The organism is Staphylothermus marinus F1 (genome assembly GCF_000015945.1).
GTDB lineage: Archaea > Thermoproteota > Thermoprotei_A > Sulfolobales > Desulfurococcaceae > Staphylothermus > Staphylothermus marinus.
Genome location: NC_009033.1, coordinates 995578 through 1017182 on the forward strand (window position 1 = coordinate 995578; position 21605 = coordinate 1017182).

The following is a 21605-nucleotide window of genomic DNA, read 5'->3' on the forward strand; positions in this document are numbered from 1 at the left end:
ACAATCCAATACTCTATGAGAACTGAATAAGTAGAGAGGTGAGAAATATGGGTGGAAGACAAAAAACAAGTTTGTTTATGACAAAGGAGAAAGTGACTGAGAGAATGGCTCGGGAAGCTAGGGAGAAAACAAAAGCTAAAGGTAAGAAGCGTAGATGAAGACTTCTAGGAAAATTCTCGTTGCATTACCAACAAGTATTTTAAGTACCGAATCAAGCCTTCTCCTTAAAACCATTAAAACATATCAGGTCATCAGGTACTCCTCTATTTTTGGCGTATCAGAAATAGTATTCTTCCGCGACCCCTTCACAGATTTTTCTCAACATAGGAAATATTCTGTCTTAATAGAGAAAATATGGCGATACCTATTAACCCCTCCTTATCTGCGAAGAAAACTTATTCCTAAAGATCCGGACCTAAAATTTGTAGGATTATTGCCGCCACTGAGACTTAGTACTTTCGATGTGAGCCGTAATGGTCGTGTTGGGGAGAAGAGATTAGGTCTTATCTATAGGGAGAAAAACAAGTTGTTGGCTGATATAGGGCTTCCTAGACCTTATAGGATAGAAGCTGGAAATTGTAAGCCAGGCGATATAGGGTATGTTGAAATAGTTGATGTTAATACTAGGAGAGCAATATGTTTAGATGTAGAACCATATAGGGGCCCTATTCTTGCGTTTGCGGATAGTTTACAAGAAGTATTAGAAGAATATAGGAAAACGGTAGATCTCATAATCGCTACTAGCAAGTATGGGAAAATCCCAAGTCATAAAGAATTAGCAGGTGTTAAAGGGAAGACAATAATAATATTATTCGGGGGTCCGCATAGAGGATTATACGATATAGCTAAGAAGGAAGGGTTTATTCTGGAGAATAAAGTTGATAAAGTATGGAATACCATACCTGAGCAAATGGTTAAAACTATAAGGAGCGAGGAAGCATTAATATCTACACTAGCAGTAGTTAACATGTTTATTTATGGAGAGAACTTATAATACCCTATGTAATGTATGTATGCAGAGATTAGCAGGTGAAGATAATGGGGCATAGAAAATATAGTGCGCCACGACATGGCAGTTTAGGAGTTAGACCTAGGAAACGGGCTGCTAAAATAGTGCCTAGAATAAGAAGTTGGCCTACACAGTCATGGTTTGATTTATTAGTTGAGAAACTGGGAGATGAAGCAGTAAACAAGGGGATCGCTCCTAAACCAGTACTTCTAGGATATGTTGCTTATAAGGCTGGAATGAGTCATGCAATAATAATTGATGATAGACCCCACACATTTACTTCTGGTAAAGAAATAGCCATTCCTGTAACAGTACTCGATGCTCCTCCAATACTGATTCTAGGGCTACGAGGATACAAGATTCACCCAATGCATGGTCTTCTATCATTCGGCGAAGTATGGAGAAGCCCTGTGGAGGCGTTAAAGGAGCTATACGAGAAAATATATAGTGATAACCCGTTCATTAATCTTGGAGCAAAAGATATTGTGAGAAAATACTTGAAAGGATTAAGAAAGGTTAATCCAGGACTAGTAAAGCCTGAGCCACATAGTGAATATGGATTTAAATTCTTAGAAAATAATTGGAAGGAAAAACTTGAACGATTAAAAGCAGCTGAACTAGCAGATATTAGAGTAATTGCATCAACAATACCGGTATTATCCGGTATAGGTAAGAAAAAACCCGAGATAATCGAGATAAAAATTGGTGGTGGAACACTAAGCGAAAGAATAGATTACGCCGAAAAACTCCTAGGCAACTATGTAACTGTAGATCAAGTATTTAGAGAGGGACAATTCATAGATATAATAGGTGTTACGAAAGGTAAGGGGTTCCAGGGAGTAATAAAGAGATTTGGAGTCAAAGAGCTTCCACGCTGGCATAAACATAGGAAGGGTAGTAGAAAAATTGGTTCTAGAAGCCCTGGTTTCGGCACTATGAGCGAGACTCCTCAGCCAGGACAAATGGGCTTCCATAGGAGAACAGAATATAATAAGAGGATCATAAAAATAGGCATTAATGGATGGGAAGTAACGCCTAAAGGAGGATTCTTAGGATACGGCATAGTTTATGGACCATACATAATGCTTCATGGAAGTATTATTGGGCCTAGAAAGAGATTATTAGTATTAAGACATCCTATTAGGCCTCCTTCCTGGTATCCTCTAGAAGCTCCCCAAATAATCTATTATAGTCATGAAAGCAAACAAGGAGTCTAAACTGGGTGAAGAATAATGCCTTGGACAATACTTATCCCATTTAAGCTTGAGAGACAAGAAACATATGTATTTAGCTCTGACGGTGAAAAAGTAGAAGAGATTACTTTACCTCCAATATTTAGTTTACCTGTTAGAAAAGACTTGATCCGGAGAGCGTTTCTATCAGCATTTACATCAATGCTTCAACCAAAAGGCAGGGACCCATTAGCTGGTAAGAGAACAACTGCTAGAAGCTGGGGTGTTGGTAGAGGATTAGCGAGAGTGCCAAGGCTACCCAATAGTAGGGCAGCATTCATATCTTTTGCTAGAGGAGGACATGCAGCTTTTCCACCCAGACCAGATGAAAGAATACATGAGAGAATTAATAAACGTGAAAAAGCATATGCAGTAGCATCAGCAATTGCAGCTACTGCTAAAGTAGACCTTGTTAGGGGTCGTGGACACGTATTCCAACAAGATAAACTACCGGTTGTGCTTCTAGATGATGTTGAGGATAAGATTAGTAAGGCTAGAGACGCTAAAGAGCTTCTAATAAAGCTTGGCTTATGGAGCGATATTGTTAGGAGTTATGAGAGAATAAGAATTCGTGCAGGCAAAGGTAAGATGCGTGGTAGAAGATATGTTGAGCCAAGAAGCATATTGTTTGTTGTAACAAGCTATGATAAACCATTCGCTAAAGCTGTTAGAAACTTTCCAGGAGTAGATGTTGCTACACCTAATAATCTAGGCATACTGCATCTAGCACCAGGAGGTGTACCTGGTAGATTAACGGTCTTTACCCGTTCAGCCATCGAAGATATTAGTAGAAAATATGAGGTGCGCACGTTATGAGCATGGATGAAGGAAGACTATATAAAATCATTATCAGACCAGTACACTCTGAGAAAGCATTAAATCTCATAGATAAAGAAAACACATTAACATTTATTGTTGATAGAAACGCGTCTAAGAAGGACATTAAAGACGCTGTTGAACTAGTATTTGGAGTGAAGGTATTAAAAGTCAGAACTCTCATAACAAGTAGAGGAGAAAAGAAGGCATATGTAAAGCTAGCTCCAGAACACCGTGCAAGCGAAATAGCTTCACAACTAGGATTAATCTAGCATTAACATATAGGAAAGGGTGTAATGTATGGGTAAAAGAATACTTCCACAAAGAATGGGTAGAGGTACACCAACATTTAGAAGCCCTAGTCATAGAAGAGTGGGGCCAGCAAAATATCCGCCACTAAAACTAGACAGAACTATAAAGGGAAAAATAATTGATCTATTACATGATCCTGGAAGATGGGTTCCACTAGCCAAAATAGTATTAGAGGATGGAACAACATTCCTAACACCGGCTGTTGAGGGAATGTATGTTGGACAAATAATAGAAATAGGACCAGACGCACATATATCCAATGGAAACATTTTACCGATCGGGAAAATACCGGAAGGAACACAAATTGCCAACATTGAGAAAAGACCTGGCGATGGAGGAAAATTCGTTAGATCATCTGGTACATACGCATTAATAGTTGGAAGAGCAGGGACAAAGACTCAGGTTCAACTACCTAGTGGTAAAATAATAGAAGTACCAAATAATGCAAGAGCAACAATAGGAGTAATTGCTGGAGGCGGTAGAGACGAAAAACCATTATTAAAAGCAGGGAATGCTTATCATAAATGGAAAGTTAAAGCAAAGAAATGGCCTAAAGTCAGAGGAGTAGCTATGAATGCTGTAAGCCACCCACATGGTGGAGGCAGCCATCAACACGTAGGTAAGCCGTCAACAGTTGCTAGGGAAACACCTCCAGGTAGAAAAGTCGGGCACATCGCTGCTAGAAGGACTGGTAGACGTAAAGGTTAATCTTTATAATTTATACATTTCTTCAACAGATCAATTTTGCTTTGTGGAACATATATTATTTTCTTAAGTGGCTGTATTTCCGAAACAACATATAGGTGATCATTGAATCTTTTTCGACCAATTATTTTAATATATGTTTTTCCGCTACTTAATGAAAGGCATTTAATATATTTTTGCCTATGGATAACTATCCTCCTTAAAAATACATCATAGTGTTTACTGATTTTTCTACTCTTAAATATATTCTCTCTTGAAATAATACATATTTTCACCTTATTATCTTCGCAGACTAGATCAAACCATACTAGATCATTGCCTTCAATGTAGAAGCATCTATATATTACTGTCAATTAACAACCACCGTTAATCAATATTTATAACACTCCTTAACAAATACTATGGCTCTGGGATAGATATGTCAGAGAAAAATATAGAAGATCCTATTGTTAAAAAGGTACATGAAATCTATGGTTCGGTAATAAAGAAAAGAACCCCTATTCGAAACCCTGATTTAATGTTGAAGGTACTACGTGAAGAATATAAGCTAGTTGTTAAACCATACATAGTTTACTTAACTGTTGCAGCATTTATGAATAGTAGACCAGTCTTATATGAGGGCCCGCCTGGAACAGGCAAGACCGAGATAGGTGAAGCAATCTTAACTTTATGGAGTGGGAAATCAGCATTTATACTTCCATGTAGCGAAAACTATGATGAATATCGGGTTATAGGAGACTTTCACCCAGCAATGGCTATGGCGAAGGGATTTAACGAAGAAAGCTTTATTCCCCGCCCACTTTTAGCTGCTCTAATACTAGATACAGGAGTTCTTATAGATGAAATTAGGAGAAGCAATGAAGATTTTCAAAACTTATTACTCGACATAATAGATAAACGAAGAATAATTATTCCAGAACTTAAAAAAGTATATGTTCAAAGAGGCCATGGATTCCAAATAATATTCACAAGTAACCCGCTGGACATAGCACAAAGTGATCTTAGCGACGCATTTCTACGAAGAGTTGTTAGAATAGAATTTAAGTATCCAACTATAGAGGAAGAAATCGAGATTATTAAGCTTAGACTTGGCGATTTAATGAATAAAATAAACGATAACTTAGTAATGAACGCCCTGAAGATCATTAGGGTTCTCAGAGAAAAAGCGATCTACAAACCGGGCACAGCTGATCTAGTTTCATGGCTAACACTTACTGCTCTCCTAGCAGAATCTAAGAAAAAGAAAAAAGCATCAATAGAAGACTTAAGAGAAGCTGGATACGCTGTACTATACAAGAACACTGAAGACGAGGAGTTACTAAATGAGGTTCTCTAGCGAAAATAGCATGGATAATGAGAAAATCATAGAACATATTAAGAATGTTGTTTTAGAAGGTATAGAGAAATATAAAAATGTTGGACAATCTGGATCATTATCTATAGATAGAGCGGAGTTGTTTATTAAAATCTATATAACATTATCTGAACTTGTAAAAAATAGGCTTGATAAATCAGTTATTTTAGAGGAATTTTATAGATCATTTCTTCCTGAGAAAAAGTATAGACTTGTAGAAGATGAGACAAAGATATCGTATGATAGTAAAATGAGCATACTAAGAAGGATCCACGGTAAAAACAAGATAACGGTCTCCGAGATATTTCGGTATAGTGCATCCTCATCAGATATTCTAGACTATATTTGGTTAAGGAAAAACAAACTCCTACTTCGCGGACGAGACGGTAAACTAGTGATAAACAAAAGGATCTATAGTAAACAATTCGATAATGAGGCTACGAGAAATCTAGAGTTGAAAGACGTATATAAGTACCTAGATGAAATACCAAGCGTTTTATGGTCTCGCATACTCACCTCTAGTTTTCTCGAAAAAATTAATAATAATGAACTATTAGGTTTTCTATCAAAGTTTTACGGTTACAGTTCCAAGGTTAACAGGAGATTATTGAGTGAACTGCGTAGAAGACTTGCAAACGGCTGGGATCCCAACTGGTTTGAATGGAAAAAAATAAGTCGAATTATAGAAGATAAAAGTTTGAAAACAGAAAAATATATGGGACCATATAGTCTTCAATGGAGTACCCCGAAAAATCTAGATGTAAGGAAAATAATTGATGATCTAGAAAACATGCCTTTAAAAGAGAGATGGAAAATCATTTCTAAAATATATAAGAACAAAAATTTGTTAACTATACTTAAAAAGCTTGATCCCATATCTTTATCCTCAATAGGCAGTCTGAACAGAGTGCCTGATTTGAAAGACAAAATCCTTCTTGGAAAAAGTTTAGCGAACATTATTACTTACATGATTACAGGGGATGAATCATATTTAAACTATTCAATGTATTTTGTTGAAAAAATTAATCCTGACAGCTTAGAACCCAATTTTAGACCAATATATAGATCAATAATTAGTGGTGATAAGAAGAAATTATTATATTATCTCGGAGTAATTATGCCAATTAGTTCCGTTGAATTTATTACTGCTAAAATATGGGATATTATGAGTTCTAATACAGGAATAAACAGGGAGCAATTATTGAGAGCTATAAGGATAGGATATGAAATTTTAAAGTATACCGCATCTCTTTCTGGAACTATGTTAAGTAAACGTAAAAAGATAAGTTTTATTCGTGGACGTATGGATGTTAGGAAAACAGTTTTCAATTATTCCAGATTTAACTATAACATTGCAAAACGTGATAAGGAGAAAGAATTTAGGGTTAACACTTTAATTGATATTAGTGGTTCTATGATAAAACACTCATTATGGGCTATATTTTCACTAGCATCAATTATGCCTATCGTGAAAAACATAATCTTATTTTCAGACAAAGTATTCATAAATAAGCCCCCGTCTTCTCTAAATCGTGGTTTAATAGTAAATTATCTTGAGAAACTATTTATTGAGGGCTTTAAAGGCTATACAAATATTAGTTTAGCTCTTAGAACAGCTGAGAAACTATCTAAAAGTAATGATTACATCTTATTATTTAGCGACTTAGAACAAACAGTTTCAGACACAAAGCCATGGATTATTGCAGAAAAACTCATCAATAAAAACAAGGTTAATATAGTAATTTTTACACCACCATATCATGATGTCGAAACAGCTAATATGATGGAGAGAATTGGATGTATTGTTGTTAGAACTAAATCTATAAACGACATTTTTAAATGGTTTAAGAGAGGGCTAAACTTTAAAATACGGAGTAAACTTATCCATGTTAGAGGGCTGAGGTAATTATATAAAATGTTACGGAGCAGTATCTATACTAGCGAGAGGTGCTTAATTTGGCGATAGAAATAGAAATACCGCCTGAATGGAAGAAGTTTAGATATAGAGGTAAGACTCTAGAAGAATTATTGAATATGCCAATGGATGAGTTCATAGGGTTACTTCCTGCTAGGCAGAGACGTAGCTTAAAACGTGGATTAACAATGGCGCAGGTGAAGTTGTTAGCTAAGATTAGAAAAGTAAGACAGAAGAAGCTTACAGGTAAAAAAGCAATTATTAAAACACATGTTCGAGACATGATTATTCTTCCCGAAATGATTGGTTTAACTATAGCTGTCTATAATGGTAAAGAATTCATACCTGTCAGAATAGTTCCAGAGATGATCGGTCATTATCTAGGAGAATTTAGTCCTACAACGAAGAGGGTACAGCATGGAGAACCAGGTCTAAAAGCTACTCGTAGCAGTATGTTTATATCATTAAAGTAATGATTCATGGTGAAAAACATGCCTACATGGCATTATTCATATAAGCTCAGGGATGAATCAAGAATTGCGAAGGCTGTTCAATTCGATATTCCAGTATCTATAAAGGATATGCGCGAAGCCGTAGCTGCTATTAGAGGTAAGAAGGTTAGCGAAGCCAAAAAACTATTAGAAAACGTGATCGCATTAAGAGAGCCTATTCCCTTTAAGAGGTATAAGGGAAAATTAAGCCATAAGAGAGGATTACCTGCTAAGTGGAAATGGCCTATTGGCAGATACCCTGTAAAAGCTGCTAAGTATTTATTGAGGCTTCTAGAACATGTTGAGGCAAATGCTGATAATAAGGGTTTAGACAAGGATAAACTAGTAATTGTTCATATAGCTGCACATAAAGGTATGACTCTTAAAAGATGGATGCCGAGAGCATTTGGAAGAGCTACGCCTAAGTTTAGAAGAACAAGTCACGTTGAAATAGTTGTGAAAGAGGTTGATTAGAAATGACTAGGCCACGTGTTAAATCATATTTTATAGATTATAGTTTGAAGAAAGTAATGCTGGATGAGTTCTTAGCCAATTATTTCAAAGATGCAGGCTATGCGGGTATGGAGTTATATAAGACACCTACAGGTTACCGTGTTGTAATATATGCTGAATACCCTGGCAGAATAATTGGTAGAGGAGGAAGTATAATACGAAAACTAATGACAATTATGCAGACACATTTTGGACTAGAAAATGTTAATATAACAGTATCTCCTGTCCCAGATCCAGATTTAAATGCTAGAATAGTTGCTTTCAGAATAGTAAGAGCTCTTGAAAAAGAAATACCATATAGAAGAGTAGCCATGGCTATGCTTAGAAGAGTGATGGAGGCTGGAGCGGTAGGTGCGGAGATCATTATTAGTGGTAAGCTTAGAAGTGAACGTGCTAGATATGAGAAGCTGAAAGCGGGTAGAATATACAAGGCTGGAGACATGGTTGATTATGTTGTTGACAGAGCTGTTGGTAAAGCACTGCTTAAACGTGGAGTCTATGGAGTAGAGGTAGTAATTGTCAGACCACATTTGAAGCCTCCCGACTATGTTGAAATAAAATCAGTTAAGCCCGAAGAGCTAGCTGACCTAATACCTGTTGAGAAAGAGGAAACAAATGAATCAATAAGTCCGCAATAAGGTGAGTATATATGAAGCCAGACGAAATTAGAAAAATGACTAAAGAAGAAAGACTTAGACGATTAAATGAGCTGCGTCTGGAACTAATAAAGCTTAGAATGCAGGCAAGAGTAGGAACACTAACCAATACTGCTCGTATAAGAAATATTAAGAGAGATATAGCAAGAATACTTACAATAATGCGCGAGGAAGAACTGGGTATTTCCAGAAAGTAAATAAGTTCTTTCTCAAGGTATTGATCATAATTGCGACATACTCGTAGAAACATATTCTACCACGAATTGATTGGTTTGAGAATAAAAATAATAGAGTATCCTGATAAATCCCTTGTCGGCTTAACCGGCTTAGTCATAGATGAGACCCAAAAAACCCTCCTAATAGAAACAAATTCAGGTAGAAGAGTAAGAGTTTTAAAAGCCAATGGAGTATTCCAGTTTATGCTTCCAAATAAAGAGAAAGTAATAATTAGGGGAGTTCAGATTTTAGGTAGACCAGAGGATAGATTAAAGAATATTGTGAGGTAGTGGATGAGGAATGAGTTTGGCTAAGCCAAGAAACATTGGCATACCGGGAATAGAGCCTCCCAAGGAGAGCTGCAATGATCCCAAATGTCCATGGCATGGACATGTAAAAGTTCGTGGACAAATTCTTAGAGGAGTAGTTGTTAAAGCAAAAATGCATAGAACAGTAGTTGTCAGGCATGATTACTATTACTATGTGAGGAAATATAGGAGATATGAGAAAAGACATACACATATACATGCACATAATCCACCATGTATCAATGCTAAAGAAGGAGATGAAGTATTAATTGGTGAAACAAGGCCTTTATCAAAGACTGTTCATTTCGTTGTTTTAGGAATAATTAAGAGAGCTGGTGAGAAGTAATGCCTAAGAAGGGAAAAGGTAAACCGGCTTTCTCTAGGAGAAGAATAGCCACAGGCTTACAGGTAGGCTCATATGTTAGAGTTGCCGACAATAGTGGGGCAAAACTGGTTAAAATAATTGGTGTCCCCGGATACAAAGGGAGACTTAGAAGAATACCTCCAGCAGGCATAGGCGACCTAGTAGTTGTCACTGTTAAGAAGGGAACACCTGAAATGAGGAAACAAGTTGTTAAAGCCGTTATTGTGAGGCAGAAGAGACCATTTAGGAGACCAGATGGTACATGGGTTGCTTTCGAAGACAACGCAGTCGCAATAGTTACTCCTGAAGGAACACCTAAGGGTAGTGAAATACGTGGACCAATAGCTAAAGAAGTAGCTGAGAGATGGCCCCAACTAGCAAATATTGCAACAATAGTTGTTTAAGGTGAAAATATATGGCGATAACATATTCGTCAAAACCATCTAAACAGAGGAAAGCATTATTCAACATGCCGCTCCACCTAAGACATAAACTATTCAATGCACCACTAAGCAAAGAGCTACGAGAGAAATATGGTGTTAAAAAACTACCCGTCCGTAAAGGCGATGTAGTAAGAATTATGCGTGGAGACTGGAAAGGACATGAAGGAAAAGTTGTCAGGATAGATTTAAGACGTGTAAGACTATATGTTGAGGGGGTTCAACGTAAAAAGGCTGATCAAACCCCAGTATATTACCCTATACATCCAAGCAAGGTAATGATTATTAAGCTTGATCTAAGCGATAAATGGCGTAGAAAAATAATTGAGAGAAGAAAGGGTTTAATAGAGAGCGAAGTAGTTGAAGAAAAAGAAACAAGTAAAACTAGTGAAGGTGGCGGGAAAACAATAGAAGAGACTGAAGGTGAGAAATAATGGCTAGAATGGGTGGTAAAAAACATTTAAAAGCACTAGTTGCGCCTAAGTTTTGGCCTATACTGAGAAAAGAGTATAAATGGGCTGTAAAACCTTCACCAGGTCCACACCCTATTGAACGATGTTTTCCTCTACTTATAATTGTTCGCGATATACTGGGGTATGCTAAAACAGCTAGAGAAGCTAGGAAACTAATTAGTGAAGGACATTTTAAAGTTGATGGAAGAGTTAGAAAGAACTATAAGTATCCAGTAGGATTAATGGATGTAATTGAGATTGTTGATACAGGTGAAACATATAGAGTTATCCCTGTGCCCGTAAAAGTTCTGGGTTTGATCGAGATAGATAAGGAAGAAGCCAAATATAAGCTTTCAAGAATAGAGAATAAAACAACTGTTAAAGGTGGACATATACAGCTGAACCTTCATGATGGCAGGAACGTGTTGATCAAAGTAAGTGATCCTAAGAATCCTGTTGAAGACATATATAAGACTCTGGGAACACTACAAATATCAATACCTGAACAACAAATACTAAACTATATACCATTAGATGAAGGAACGCTTGTAATAATTAGTGGTGGAAGAAATGTTGGTAGAGTTGGAAAAGTAGTATCTATACATAAGGGTATTCGTAGACATAGAAGTATTGTAACAATAGAGGATAAGCATGGAAACAAGTTCCAAACAAGTCTTACCTATGTGTTCCCAATAGGTAAAGAAGAACCATTGATAAAGTTGCCAGAGGGTGCTTGGTAATGTCTACGATTATAGAACATGTACCCGACGCAGATAAAATAATTGAAAAATGGAATTCTAATCCAATGTATAAGCCACGTCTAGCTAAGGTAACAGTAAACATATCAGTTGGGGCAGCTACTGAAAGACTGAGCAAGGCTATGCAAGTTTTAGAGGAGCTAACAGGGCAGAAACCCGTTCCTAGAAGAGCTAAACGCACAATTAAAGACTTCGGTATTAGAAAAGGAGAAAACATTGCAGCAAAAGTTACTCTACGTAGAGAAAAAGCTGTTGCTTTTCTGAAACGAGTACTTGAAGCAGTTAATTATAGAATAAAAGCTTCAAGCTTTGATGATAATGGCAATGTTAGTTTTGGTATTAAAGAACACATCATGATACCTGGAGTAAAGTATGATCCTGAAATAGGAGTGTTTGGCATGGATGTAGCTATTACAATTGAGCGACCAGGGTATAGAGTATTAAGGAGAAAAAGGTGTAGAAAGAAACATATACCTCGCAGACACCGTGTTTCCCGAGAAGAAGCAATGCTTTATCTACACAAAGAATTTGGTGTTGAGATTATTTAGAAAATAATAGAGGGGATCCATACATGGGTAAATATAGGCCTCCAAAAATCTATAAGTTCGGTAAAGGTTCACGTAAATGTAGGAGATGTGGAACAAGGGATGCAGTGATTCAAGTATATGGTTTATATCTATGTAGGCAGTGTTTCAGAGAAATAGCTCCATCCCTCGGATTTAAAAAATATAGTTAAGGGGGTTTTTGATAATAGTATTGGTTTTATAATGGGGTGAAAGTAAATGGTAATGCTTGATACATTAGCGAATGCTCTGGCAACAATACAAAATGCTGAAATGAGAGCCAAATCTGAAGCTCTGATTTGGCCAGCTTCAAAACTTATAATTAATGTTTTACGCGTGATGCAAAGAGAAGGGTATATTGGAGAATTTGAATACATTGATGATGGTCGCTGGGGAAAAATAAAGGTTCAATTACTGGGTAGAATCAACAAAACCGGCGTTATTAAGCCGAGATTTCCAGTAAAACTCAGGGATTTGGAGAGAATGCCTCATTGGCTACGCAAGTATCTTCCAGCATATAATATTGGAATATTAATATTATCAACGCCGCACGGAGTATTATCTCATAAAGAAGCTATTGCTAAGAAGACTGGAGGAGTACTACTGGCATATGTATACTAAAACAGGATAGGTGTGGTAAATGGTTAAGCTTCCACATATATATGAAGAAATAGATATACCGGAGAACGTTACTGTAGAAATTAATGGTTTAAAAGTAAAAGTTAATGGTCCAAAAGGGAGTATTGAGAGAGATTTCTCTCATGTAAGAAATATTATTCTTAGAAAAGAAAATAGTAAAATTATAGTTGAGACATTCTTCGCTGATAGAAGGAAAAAAGCACTAGTGGGCACTATTGCATCACATATTGAAAATATGATTAAGGGAGTATTAAAAGGATATAGATATAAATTAAAAATAATATATTCACACTTTCCAATCACAGTCGAAGTTGATGATAGAAATCGTATTGTTAGAATAAAGAATTTCCTTGGAGAAAAATCTGATAGGATAGCTAAGATAATAGGTGAAGACGTCAAAGTAACTGTTAAAGGAGAGGACATTATTGTTGAAGGAATAGATATCGAGCATGTTGGACAAACAGCTGCTAACATTGAGTTAGCTACAAAAGTTAAAGACAAAGATAGGAGAGTCTTCGCAGACGGCATATATATTTATGATTGGGGTGAAGAAGAATGAGTGAAAACAAAGACTTAGAAAAATTATTAGAGCTTAGAAAAAAGCTTAAATCAAAGAAACCAGAGTTTCTACGCCATCTATGGTGGAAAAAACCAAAGTTTAGAAATGATCCTAAGTGGCGTAAACCAAAAGGTACTGATAACAAGATGCGGTTGAAAAAGAAAGGGTATCCACCGCTGGTTGAAGTTGGATATAGAGGACCTAAACTAGTACGGGGGCTACACCCGTCAGGTTTGAAACCCGTAGTTATACATGATCCCAAAGAACTGGATAGGCTAGATCCAAATATGCACATATTATACATTGGTAGAACTGTTGGACTAAGGAAAAGAATAGAAATTATGAGAATAGCGAGTGAGAAGGGATTTAAAGTAGCTAATCAAATAAGTCTTAGTCAAAAACAATAGTGGAGAGAGGTAGTGTAGTAATGACTGATTTAAGTCTACAAAAGAGATTGGCTGCGGAGATATTAGGTGTAGGCGAGTCGAGGATATGGATAGATCCTGAAAGAATAGATGAAGTTGCTGACGCGATTACTCGGGAAGAAATTAAAGCGTTAATTAAGGACAGAGTTATACAAGTTAAACCAATACATGGGAACTCTCGTGAGAGATGGAAAATAAGACATATGCAGAGGAAGAAGGGGCGTAGAAGAGGATATGGTAAACGTAAGGGTAAGAAGACAGCTAGGAAGGATAGGAAGGAGGAATGGATGAATAGGATTAGAAAAATTAGAAGGTTTCTCAGGTATCTACGCGATCATGGCGTAATTACTCGCAAAGATTATAGGAGATTATACATGTTGGCTAAGGGTGGAACATTCCATAGTCTAGCATCTTTAAAACACTATATGAAGGAAAAAGGCATAGTTAAAGAGATTAGGTGAGCAAGGATATGGCTAGAGGACCAAGATACAAGGTTCCTAAGCGTAGGAGGAGAGAAGGTAAAACAAACTATTATAAGAGATACAAGATGGTATTATCTGGTCATCCAAGATTTGTAGTTAGAAAAACACTAAAACACATAATTGTTCAAATAGTAACAGCTAAGCCAGAAGGAGATATCACCATAGCAGCAGCTCATTCACGAGAACTCTACAAGAAATATGGTTGGATGGGTGGATTAGGAAATACGCCGGCAGCGTACTTGACAGGTCTACTTGCTGCACTTCGCGGATTAAAGGCGGGAATAAAATATGCTGTCCCAGATATAGGCTTACATGTTCCAACGCGTGGAGCCAAGGTATTCGCGGCCATAAAGGCGGCTAATGATGTTGGATTAAAGGTTCCGGTAGGTGAAGAAGTTGTGCCTTCGGATGATCGTATTCGTGGGGAGCACATCGCCTCCTGGGCTAAGATGCTCCAGGAGGCTAGTCCCGAGGCTTATGAGAGATTCTTCTCAAAATATATTAGTCGAGGCTTTGATCCCACCCAGCTCCCCACGCATTTTGAAGAAGTAAAGAACCGTATCTTAGAGGAATACAAGGATGTGTTGGGTGAGTAAATATGCCTATGAGTGCGATTGATAAAGAAGCTCTTGAAACATGGGTTCCAAGAACACGTGTAGGTAAAATGGTTGTTGAAGGAAAGATTACTAGTTTAAAGGAAATATTTGATCGCAATCTTCCATTGCTTGAACCAGAAATAGTTGATTATCTACTGCCCGATCTAAAATATGAAAGGCTTGATGTAGGAATAGTTCAGAAAGTAACTGATGCTGGTCGAAGAAGCAGGTTTAGAGTAGTTGTCGTAGTAGGTAATGAGGATGGTTTTGTAGGAGTAGGATCGGGTAAAGCGAGACAGTACCTAGTTGCTCTACGAAAAGCTCTGAGAAATGCTAAGCTAAACATTACACCTGTCAGGCGAGGATGTGGAAGCTGGGAGTGCAGATGCGGCGAACCCCATAGTATACCGTTTACTGTACAGGGTAAGAGTGGTAGTGTTGTAGTAGTATTGAAACCAGCACCTAAGGGAACAGGATTAGTAGCCGGTGATACAGCTAAGGCTGTGCTTAGAATGGCTGGTATAAAGGATGTATGGACAGAGACATTCGGGAAAACAAAAACAACACTAAACTTTGCTAAAGCAGTTGTCAACGCATTAAGAAACACATACAAGTTTGTAGCACCGGTTGATTGGCTAAAAGCTTAGAGAAAGGTGAAGTGATAAAATGCCGGATTTATATGCGATCATCAGGATTCGTGGAAGATTAGATGTACCACCGGATGTTGACTATACATTAAAACTGTTGAGACTCCATAAAAAATTCCATATGGTAATATACCCGTCAAACCAGCCAGGATTAAAGGGGATGCTACAAAAGGCAAAAGACTGGATAACCTGGGGAGAAATAAACTATGAAACACTTGTAGAATTATTGAGAAAACGTGGAAGAACACTTGGAAATAAACCATTAACGGATGAATTTGTTGATAAATATTTGTCAAAGTATGGAATTTATGGGGGAATACAAGGTTTAGCTAAAGCATTATTAGAAGGTAAAATAAAGCTTCACAAACTCGAAGTAATTAAGCCGGTGTTTAGGCTTCACCCACCACGTGGAGGCTTTAAGAGAAGTACTAAGAGACCATTCAATGATGGAGGAGAACTAGGATATAGAGGTAAGTCTATTAATGAATTAATTAAAAGAATGCTTTAAATAAATGTTTAAAGGTGAAGATCATGGTTGTCCGTAAAAAGAAGAAAAGCCGAAAACTAAGAGGAAGAACACGCTCAATGGGTTGGGGACGTATAGGACAACATAGAAAAAGCGGTGCGCGCGGAGGCTTTGGAGCAGTAGGATTCCATAAACACAAGTGGATATGGGTTCTAAAATATGCTCCTAATTGGTATGGAAAACATGGCTTTACAAGACCTCCAGAAACAATATATGGAGTATACAGTATCAATGTCGGAGAATTAGATGAGTTAGCAAAACATCTTGTTTCAAAGAATCTTGCTTATCGCGAGGAAGGCAAGATAGTTATTGATGTTACAAGCATGGGCTTTAACAAAGTACTTGGACGGGGCAAGGTCACATTACCATTAAAAATTATAACAAAGAGCATATCTAAGAGAGCACGTGAGAAAATAACAGCTGTTGGCGGAGAAGTAGTTGTTATAGGTGAGAAACAACAATAGTTTTCTTCGGAATAGATATATAAATTGATTTTCCAGTTAAATATAAATTCCTAAACCAAAAATACTTATCAATAATTATGTTTGGGAAAACAATACGGAAACTAAGCTGTGTGATGGTGCTTTAGATGGGTTTAATAGATTTAATGGCTAAGATAGCGGATTATATTCCTACAGTTGAGAAACCAAAGGCTAAGCCTGGCTTATATGAGAGATTATTGTGGACAGCTATAGCACTAATAGTCTATGTGATAATGGCTAATACACCATTATATGGAATATCAGTTACTGGTGGTGGACAACAAATACTTCTCGTACAAATAATTTTTGCATCTAGAAGAGGAACCTTAATGGAGCTAGGCATTGGACCAATAGTTACTGCAGGCCTCATCATGCAGATTCTTGTAGGAGCTAAAATGATTAATTTAGACATGTCTAATCCAGATGATAGAAGAAGATTTACAGCGGCTCAGAAAACATTTGCTTTGATACTGGCGGCTTTCGAGGCGGCAATGTATGTTTCAGCGTGTAGATATTGGACACCAACAGGCCCTAATCCATTCTTCCAATGTAGTGCGACAATATATCAAAGAATAGGTGTTGGACTCCAACTATTCATTGCCACCTATATAGTTATTCTACTCGACGAAATGATCCAGAAAGGATGGGGTATAGGATCAGGAGTGTCTTTATTCATTTTAACCGGTGTAGCTCAGAGGATTCTATGGAATCTTATCAGCCCAATAACTATTAGTGGTGAAGCTGTAGGGTTTATTCCATATGCTATCCAGGTCCTTTCAACTGGGGGGAATATCAATAGTATAATTATTAGAAGTGGTGGAAGAGACCTGGTAGGATTAATTGTTACATTTGTAATAATATTTCTACTAGTATATCTTGAAGGCATGAAAGTTGAGATCCCGGTCACATCTCCTAGGCTTAGAAGCATAAAGACGAAGGTTCCATTAAAATTTCTATATGTTACCAATATTCCTGTGTTATTAGTAGGTATACTTTACTCAGATATTCTAGTATTTGCATCATTAACTAGACTATATTTACAAAACATTGTTCCGGACTGGGTAGCTAATATGCTTGCAACTTATGATGCAAATGGTAGGTTAACTGGTGGATTGGCATATTATCTATCACCTCCTGGAAGCTTAGCTAGAACATTATATGATCCAATGCAAGCAGTAATATATGCTGTAAGCGTATTATTTCTAGCAACACTCTTCGGCATAATGTGGGTGGAGATCTCAGGGCTTAGCGCATCAGCTCAGGCTGAGGAATTAATTAAGAGCGGCATGGAAATACCTGGTATTAGGAGAAACCCGAAAATACTGGAGAGAATCCTTTCAAGATACATATTTCCACTAACTGTTCTATCCAGCCTAATAGTAGCATTGATCGCTGTAACAGCCGACTTAATGGGAGCATATGGTACAGGCACCGGAATACTACTAGCGGTCGGTATTGTGCAACAATACTATACAATGATAGCTTATGAGAGAACACTAGAAGCATATCCATTGCTTAAGAGATTAGTTGGTGAGTAAGACTAGTGGTTTATATAACATTATCTATTCTAACCGGATTATTTTTCTCTCTACTAGGTGCTTTTCTAACATATTTTATTTCTCGTAGACGATTTTTCCAGGAAGCTTTTATTATTGTTGAAAAATATAATGTCCCCTCTAGGCCTCGTGATAAAGGCGAGCTTAGAAGATTAAAGAAATTAAAAAGACAAGTATCAATAGCTCGTAAAAGATTAATTCTCTTATTCTTTACACATTTAACTGTTTTCATGATAACATATATTTCAACAATAATTACCGTGGCAATTATTGTTCCCAGCGATGAATTAATTGTTTCGATCCCCATAGCTATTCCTCTCTTATCCGTTAAAGAAAATGGTTTTTATGCGACAAATATATTGTTTATAGCATTTATAGCATATTTAGCCCCTCTCTACGCCTCTATAAGAGCAATACGCCCAGTAACTGAGTAATCCTTTTATGCGTTAGGTTTAAGAATACTTATTATATAATATGTTTTCACTAGGTACCTAGTAAGATGACTAGATGAATGGTGAGGTGCGGAATATATGCCTAGGCCAGGGTTGAAGACTAGGAGCAAGAGAAGAGTATATGTTAGAACACCCGGTGGTAAAGTAGTAATTCATTATGAACCTAGAAAACCCGGTCCTGCACGATGCGCAATATGTGGTAAGCCGCTAAACGGTGTTCCAAGACTAATTCCATCAAAACTACGAAAACTAGCGAAAACAGAGAAAAGACCTGAGAGACCTTATGGTGGATACATCTGTCCTAGGTGTTTATCTAGATTATTGAGAGAAAGTATTAGGGCAAGCATCTCCTCATAATACCTGGGCTCACAAATTTTCTACGGGAGAAATAAAATTAATGTTTCTTAAGAGTATAGTTATTCTGATACATCGTGTTGGTACGGTGTAGAATTAAATGGTAGTTATAGTTATTAGCGGGCCTCCTGGAGGAGGTAAAACTACACAGGCTAGGAGAGTAGCAGAATATTTTTCTCTAAGATATTATTCTGCAGGAATGATCTTTAGAGAAATTGCAAGGTCTCGTGGTTTATCATTGGAGGAGCTTAGTATTATTGCAGCAAATGATCCATCAATAGATATAGAGATTGATAAAAGAACTTATGAGGAAGCATTGAAAGGAAATGTTGTACTGGATGGTCATTTAACGGCATGGATTGTTAGTAATATAGCAGATATAAAAATATATGTTACAGCCCCTCTACACATAAGGATTAAGAGAATAGCTGAGAGAGACAATATTGATCTCAATAAAGCTATGCATGAGACAATTATTCGTGAATATGTTCAAAAGAAAAGATTCATGGAATATTATGGTATAGATATTGATGACTTATCCATTTTCGATCTAGTTATTAACACAGAAAAATTAAGTGTAGAAAAAACCTTCAATATAATCCGGGAATTTATAGAGAAATTTTTAAAGGAGTAATTTCCTTATCATGTGTCTAGCTAGGAAATATCGTTTTGTGAGGGAGGCGTAGCTAATATGCCGGCAATAGAAATAGGTAGAATATGTGTAAAAGTAGCTGGAAGAGAAGCTGGGAGAAAATGTGTTATTGTCGATATAATTGATGAAAACTTTGTATTAATAACTGGTCCAAAGAGCTTAACTGGTGTTAAAAGAAGAAGAGCTAATGTTAAACATATAGAGCCCTTAGACAAAGTAATCGATATCTCTCGAGGAGCTAGCGACGAAGAAGTATTGAGAGCAATAGCAAATGCTGGTCTAACAGAGTTTATGAAGGAGATCGTGAAGCCAAAATTAGTACCTGTATAATTTTGTATAAGCAAGAATAGGTAGCAAGGTTATCAAAATAATTTTGTTATAAATCCCGCATAATAAAGGCATAGATACTGTTTTATCCAACACTCTTTTATCCACCTCGCTACGTAATTGGTTTTATGGGGGGATTACTAAGTGGGCTTAGTTGAAAAAGGTATTAGATTTATTGAGAAAATAACTAAAAATGCTGGATATGATCAGGAATGGATTATATTGAGAGAAGATGATACAAGTCCTGACTATGGCGTATTGCCTTATCAAAGACCAATAAACGAGCATATTAGAAACGGAGTTATTAACTTAGATAAACCACCTGGCCCTACTAGTCACGAAGTAGTGGCATGGATTAAAAAGATGTTTGAATTAGAGAGAGCCGGTCACGGGGGGACCCTAGAACCCCTATACCCTCAATTGGGATAGGGGTGGTTAAACCCCAAAGTGACCGGCGTATTACCTGTTGCATTAGCTAATGCTACAAAGGTTATAGGAAATGTTATTCATACAATTAAAGAGTACGTGATGGTGATCCAGCTTCATACACCAGTAGATAACGAGAGGCTCCGAGAAGTTTTGAGGTACTTTACAGGCGTAATCTATCAACGGCCACCACTAAGATCTAGCGTTAAAAGAGTTATTAGAACACGTAGGATACACTATATTGATCTACTGGAGCACAGTGATAGATATGTATTGGTTCGTGTAGGATGTGAAGCAGGTACTTATATGAGAAAACTAGCGCATGACATAGGATTACTACTTGGTGTAGGAGCACATATGAGAGAACTTAGAAGAACACGTACGGGACCTTATAAAGAAGACGAAACACTTGTTAGAATGCAAGAAGTCAGCGAAGCCCTCTATCTGTGGAGAAACAAAGGTGATGAAAGATATTTGAGAAAAATAATTTTGCCTGTTGAAACAGCTATAGCGCATTTACCCAAGATAATAATACGTGACACAGCAGTTGATGCTGTCGCTCATGGAGCTCATTTAGCGGTTCCTGGAATTGTTAGATTGACTAAAGATGTAGCACTAAACAAGACCGTTGCAATATTAACTCTTAAAGGCGAACTAGTTGCTCTAGGCACCGCGTTGAAAAGTGCTGTAGAAATTGCAAATATGAAGAAGGGGATTGTTGTTAGAACTAAGAGAGTATATATGAAACCTGGTATTTATCCAGCTGTTTGGAAGAAGAGGCAAGAACAATAATGACTCATTATTATCGGAAAGGTTATCCTGGAAGGAAAACCCTTATACCACTAACTATTAGAGGTGTAACATTAGAGTTTGTCTCCTATACCTCCTTGTTTTCCGGGAGAGAAGTTGATAAAGGAACGTATCTTCTTCTAAAATACATTGATGTTCCTGATGAAGGCGAAGTATTGGATGTGGGCTGTGGATATGGAGTTATAGGATTAACTATAGCAAAACTTAATCCAAGACTTAAGGTTTATATGGTAGATATTAATCCGTTAGCTGTAAAAATAACTAAATATAATGCAAAACTAAACAATCTAGAGAAACAAGTCGTCGTTCTTCAAGGAGACGTTTATGAACCAGTTAAAAACCTTAGGTTTAACGCAATATATTCTAACCCGCCCCTCTCTTCAGGTATGTACACAGTTGAGAAAATAGTTCTTGAAGCAATAAATTATTTAAAACCAGATGGTTTCGCAGAATTTGTCCTAGCTCGTGGCGGAGAATATTTAGTGGAAAAAGCTAGAAGAATATATAGGCACGTAGAAAGTATTAGAAAAAAGGGATATATTATACTCAAACTAAAACCATAAATAGA

35 protein-coding genes are annotated in these 21605 nt (G+C 37.0%); 34 read left to right on the plus strand and 1 reads right to left on the minus strand.

Translation table 11 applies throughout. The features are described from left to right. Positions 1–154 precede the first annotated feature (154 nt). From SMAR_RS05255 to SMAR_RS05275, 5 genes are read left to right on the plus strand one after another with little or no spacing between them, the layout of a single operon-like run. Complete coding sequence (locus SMAR_RS05255; RefSeq protein ID WP_011839304.1) at positions 155–994, plus strand: putative RNA uridine N3 methyltransferase; 840 nt, start codon at positions 155–157, stop codon at positions 992–994. A 44-nt stretch (positions 995–1038) separates the two neighbouring features. Beyond that, positions 1039–2226, plus strand: coding sequence for a 50S ribosomal protein L3 (locus tag SMAR_RS05260; RefSeq protein WP_011839305.1), 1188 nt, complete (start codon positions 1039–1041; stop codon positions 2224–2226). Between the two features lie 15 nt (positions 2227–2241). Beyond that, positions 2242–3057, plus strand: a complete 816-nt coding sequence (gene rpl4p, locus SMAR_RS05265; protein ID WP_011839306.1) for a 50S ribosomal protein L4 — start codon at positions 2242–2244, stop codon at positions 3055–3057. Then, positions 3054–3329: a 50S ribosomal protein L23 gene (locus SMAR_RS05270; RefSeq protein ID WP_011839307.1), complete on the plus strand. Its 276-nt coding sequence runs from the start codon at positions 3054–3056 to the stop codon at positions 3327–3329. The genes rpl4p and SMAR_RS05270 overlap by 4 nt, the downstream gene beginning before the upstream one ends. Positions 3330–3357: 28 nt before the next feature. Continuing rightward, positions 3358–4077, plus strand: coding sequence for a 50S ribosomal protein L2 (locus SMAR_RS05275; RefSeq protein WP_011839308.1), 720 nt, complete (start codon positions 3358–3360; stop codon positions 4075–4077). Here the strand turns inward: SMAR_RS05275 and SMAR_RS05280 are convergent. Further along, entirely contained in the window at positions 4074–4427 is a 354-nt protein-coding gene (locus SMAR_RS05280) for a hypothetical protein (protein WP_011839309.1), read from the minus strand. The genes SMAR_RS05275 and SMAR_RS05280 overlap by 4 nt on opposite strands. Positions 4428–4492: 65 nt before the next feature. Here SMAR_RS05280 and SMAR_RS05285 point away from each other — a divergent pair, with 65 nt between their 5' ends. From SMAR_RS05285 to SMAR_RS05420, 29 genes are all read left to right on the plus strand, one after another. Beyond that, positions 4493–5410, plus strand: coding sequence for an AAA family ATPase (locus tag SMAR_RS05285; RefSeq protein ID WP_011839310.1), 918 nt, complete (start codon positions 4493–4495; stop codon positions 5408–5410). Further along, positions 5397–7334 carry a vWA domain-containing protein gene (locus SMAR_RS05290; protein ID WP_011839311.1) on the plus strand — a complete coding sequence of 646 codons (1938 nt, stop codon included), beginning with the start codon at positions 5397–5399 and terminating at the stop codon, positions 7332–7334. Before SMAR_RS05285 ends, SMAR_RS05290 begins: the two co-directional genes overlap by 14 nt. Before the next feature lie 50 nt (positions 7335–7384). Beyond that, a complete protein-coding gene (locus tag SMAR_RS05295; RefSeq protein WP_011839312.1) occupies positions 7385–7816 on the plus strand; it encodes a 30S ribosomal protein S19 in 432 nt (143 codons plus the stop codon). Between the two features lie 18 nt (positions 7817–7834). Further along, complete coding sequence (locus SMAR_RS05300) at positions 7835–8308, plus strand: 50S ribosomal protein L22 (RefSeq protein ID WP_011839313.1); 474 nt, start codon at positions 7835–7837, stop codon at positions 8306–8308. A gap of 2 nt (positions 8309–8310) precedes the next feature. Then, on the plus strand, positions 8311–8985 hold the full coding sequence (locus tag SMAR_RS05305; RefSeq protein ID WP_011839314.1) for a 30S ribosomal protein S3: 675 nt from the start codon (positions 8311–8313) through the stop codon (positions 8983–8985). An 11-nt stretch (positions 8986–8996) separates the two neighbouring features. Continuing rightward, positions 8997–9200 (plus strand): 50S ribosomal protein L29, encoded by a 204-nt coding sequence (gene rpmC, locus SMAR_RS05310; RefSeq protein WP_011839315.1) that lies wholly within the window; start codon positions 8997–8999, stop codon positions 9198–9200. Positions 9201–9230: 30 nt separating this feature from the next. Next, positions 9231–9509, plus strand: coding sequence for a ribonuclease P protein component 1 (gene rnp1, locus SMAR_RS05315; protein ID WP_011839316.1), 279 nt, complete (start codon positions 9231–9233; stop codon positions 9507–9509). A gap of 10 nt (positions 9510–9519) precedes the next feature. Continuing rightward, positions 9520–9873: a 30S ribosomal protein S17 gene (locus tag SMAR_RS05320; protein WP_011839317.1), complete on the plus strand. Its 354-nt coding sequence runs from the start codon at positions 9520–9522 to the stop codon at positions 9871–9873. Next, the gene (locus SMAR_RS05325) at positions 9873–10295 is read left to right on the plus strand and encodes a 50S ribosomal protein L14 (RefSeq protein ID WP_011839318.1); all 423 of its coding nucleotides are present in this window, start codon (positions 9873–9875) and stop codon (positions 10293–10295) included. The genes SMAR_RS05320 and SMAR_RS05325 overlap by 1 nt, the downstream gene beginning before the upstream one ends. 11 nt (positions 10296–10306) lie before the next feature. Next, entirely contained in the window at positions 10307–10765 is a 459-nt protein-coding gene (rplX, locus tag SMAR_RS05330; RefSeq protein ID WP_011839319.1) for a 50S ribosomal protein L24, read from the plus strand. Further along, positions 10765–11523 carry a 30S ribosomal protein S4e gene (locus SMAR_RS05335; protein WP_011839320.1) on the plus strand — a complete coding sequence of 253 codons (759 nt, stop codon included), beginning with the start codon at positions 10765–10767 and terminating at the stop codon, positions 11521–11523. The genes rplX and SMAR_RS05335 overlap by 1 nt, the downstream gene beginning before the upstream one ends. Next, positions 11523–12089: a 50S ribosomal protein L5 gene (locus tag SMAR_RS05340; protein ID WP_011839321.1), complete on the plus strand. Its 567-nt coding sequence runs from the start codon at positions 11523–11525 to the stop codon at positions 12087–12089. Before SMAR_RS05335 ends, SMAR_RS05340 begins: the two co-directional genes overlap by 1 nt. 23 nt (positions 12090–12112) lie before the next feature. Then, positions 12113–12277, plus strand: a complete 165-nt coding sequence (locus SMAR_RS05345; RefSeq protein WP_011839322.1) for a 30S ribosomal protein S14 — start codon at positions 12113–12115, stop codon at positions 12275–12277. A gap of 46 nt (positions 12278–12323) precedes the next feature. Further along, the gene (locus SMAR_RS05350; protein WP_011839323.1) at positions 12324–12725 is read left to right on the plus strand and encodes a 30S ribosomal protein S8; all 402 of its coding nucleotides are present in this window, start codon (positions 12324–12326) and stop codon (positions 12723–12725) included. Between the two features lie 19 nt (positions 12726–12744). Further along, positions 12745–13302: a 50S ribosomal protein L6 gene (locus SMAR_RS05355; RefSeq protein WP_011839324.1), complete on the plus strand. Its 558-nt coding sequence runs from the start codon at positions 12745–12747 to the stop codon at positions 13300–13302. After that, positions 13299–13709: a 50S ribosomal protein L32e gene (locus SMAR_RS05360; protein WP_011839325.1), complete on the plus strand. Its 411-nt coding sequence runs from the start codon at positions 13299–13301 to the stop codon at positions 13707–13709. Before SMAR_RS05355 ends, SMAR_RS05360 begins: the two co-directional genes overlap by 4 nt. A 20-nt stretch (positions 13710–13729) precedes the next feature. Beyond that, positions 13730–14188 (plus strand): 50S ribosomal protein L19e, encoded by a 459-nt coding sequence (locus SMAR_RS05365; protein ID WP_011839326.1) that lies wholly within the window; start codon positions 13730–13732, stop codon positions 14186–14188. Between the two features lie 8 nt (positions 14189–14196). Beyond that, positions 14197–14805: a 50S ribosomal protein L18 gene (locus SMAR_RS05370; RefSeq protein WP_011839327.1), complete on the plus strand. Its 609-nt coding sequence runs from the start codon at positions 14197–14199 to the stop codon at positions 14803–14805. Between the two features lie 2 nt (positions 14806–14807). After that, positions 14808–15452 (plus strand): 30S ribosomal protein S5, encoded by a 645-nt coding sequence (locus tag SMAR_RS05375; protein ID WP_011839328.1) that lies wholly within the window; start codon positions 14808–14810, stop codon positions 15450–15452. A 19-nt stretch (positions 15453–15471) separates the two neighbouring features. Next, the gene (locus tag SMAR_RS05380; protein WP_011839329.1) at positions 15472–15960 is read left to right on the plus strand and encodes a 50S ribosomal protein L30; all 489 of its coding nucleotides are present in this window, start codon (positions 15472–15474) and stop codon (positions 15958–15960) included. Between the two features lie 23 nt (positions 15961–15983). Continuing rightward, entirely contained in the window at positions 15984–16442 is a 459-nt protein-coding gene (locus tag SMAR_RS05385; protein ID WP_011839330.1) for an uL15 family ribosomal protein, read from the plus strand. A gap of 125 nt (positions 16443–16567) precedes the next feature. Continuing rightward, the gene (gene secY / locus SMAR_RS05390) at positions 16568–17998 is read left to right on the plus strand and encodes a preprotein translocase subunit SecY (protein ID WP_011839331.1); all 1431 of its coding nucleotides are present in this window, start codon (positions 16568–16570) and stop codon (positions 17996–17998) included. A gap of 5 nt (positions 17999–18003) precedes the next feature. Continuing rightward, entirely contained in the window at positions 18004–18450 is a 447-nt protein-coding gene (locus SMAR_RS05395; RefSeq protein WP_011839332.1) for a hypothetical protein, read from the plus strand. Between the two features lie 96 nt (positions 18451–18546). Beyond that, positions 18547–18825 (plus strand): 50S ribosomal protein L34e, encoded by a 279-nt coding sequence (locus SMAR_RS05400; protein WP_011839333.1) that lies wholly within the window; start codon positions 18547–18549, stop codon positions 18823–18825. A 97-nt stretch (positions 18826–18922) separates the two neighbouring features. After that, positions 18923–19456, plus strand: a complete 534-nt coding sequence (gene cmk / locus SMAR_RS05405; protein ID WP_011839334.1) for a (d)CMP kinase — start codon at positions 18923–18925, stop codon at positions 19454–19456. Positions 19457–19513: 57 nt separating this feature from the next. Then, a complete protein-coding gene (locus SMAR_RS05410) occupies positions 19514–19804 on the plus strand; it encodes a 50S ribosomal protein L14e (RefSeq protein WP_011839335.1) in 291 nt (96 codons plus the stop codon). A 141-nt stretch (positions 19805–19945) separates the two neighbouring features. Beyond that, positions 19946–20230 carry a tRNA pseudouridine synthase A gene (locus tag SMAR_RS08635; RefSeq protein WP_011839336.1) on the plus strand — a complete coding sequence of 95 codons (285 nt, stop codon included), beginning with the start codon at positions 19946–19948 and terminating at the stop codon, positions 20228–20230. Positions 20231–20248: 18 nt separating this feature from the next. After that, a complete protein-coding gene (locus SMAR_RS05415; RefSeq protein ID WP_011839337.1) occupies positions 20249–21019 on the plus strand; it encodes an RNA-guided pseudouridylation complex pseudouridine synthase subunit Cbf5 in 771 nt (256 codons plus the stop codon). Beyond that, positions 21019–21600: a class I SAM-dependent methyltransferase gene (locus SMAR_RS05420; RefSeq protein WP_011839338.1), complete on the plus strand. Its 582-nt coding sequence runs from the start codon at positions 21019–21021 to the stop codon at positions 21598–21600. Before SMAR_RS05415 ends, SMAR_RS05420 begins: the two co-directional genes overlap by 1 nt. The last annotated feature ends 5 nt before the right edge of the window (positions 21601–21605 follow it).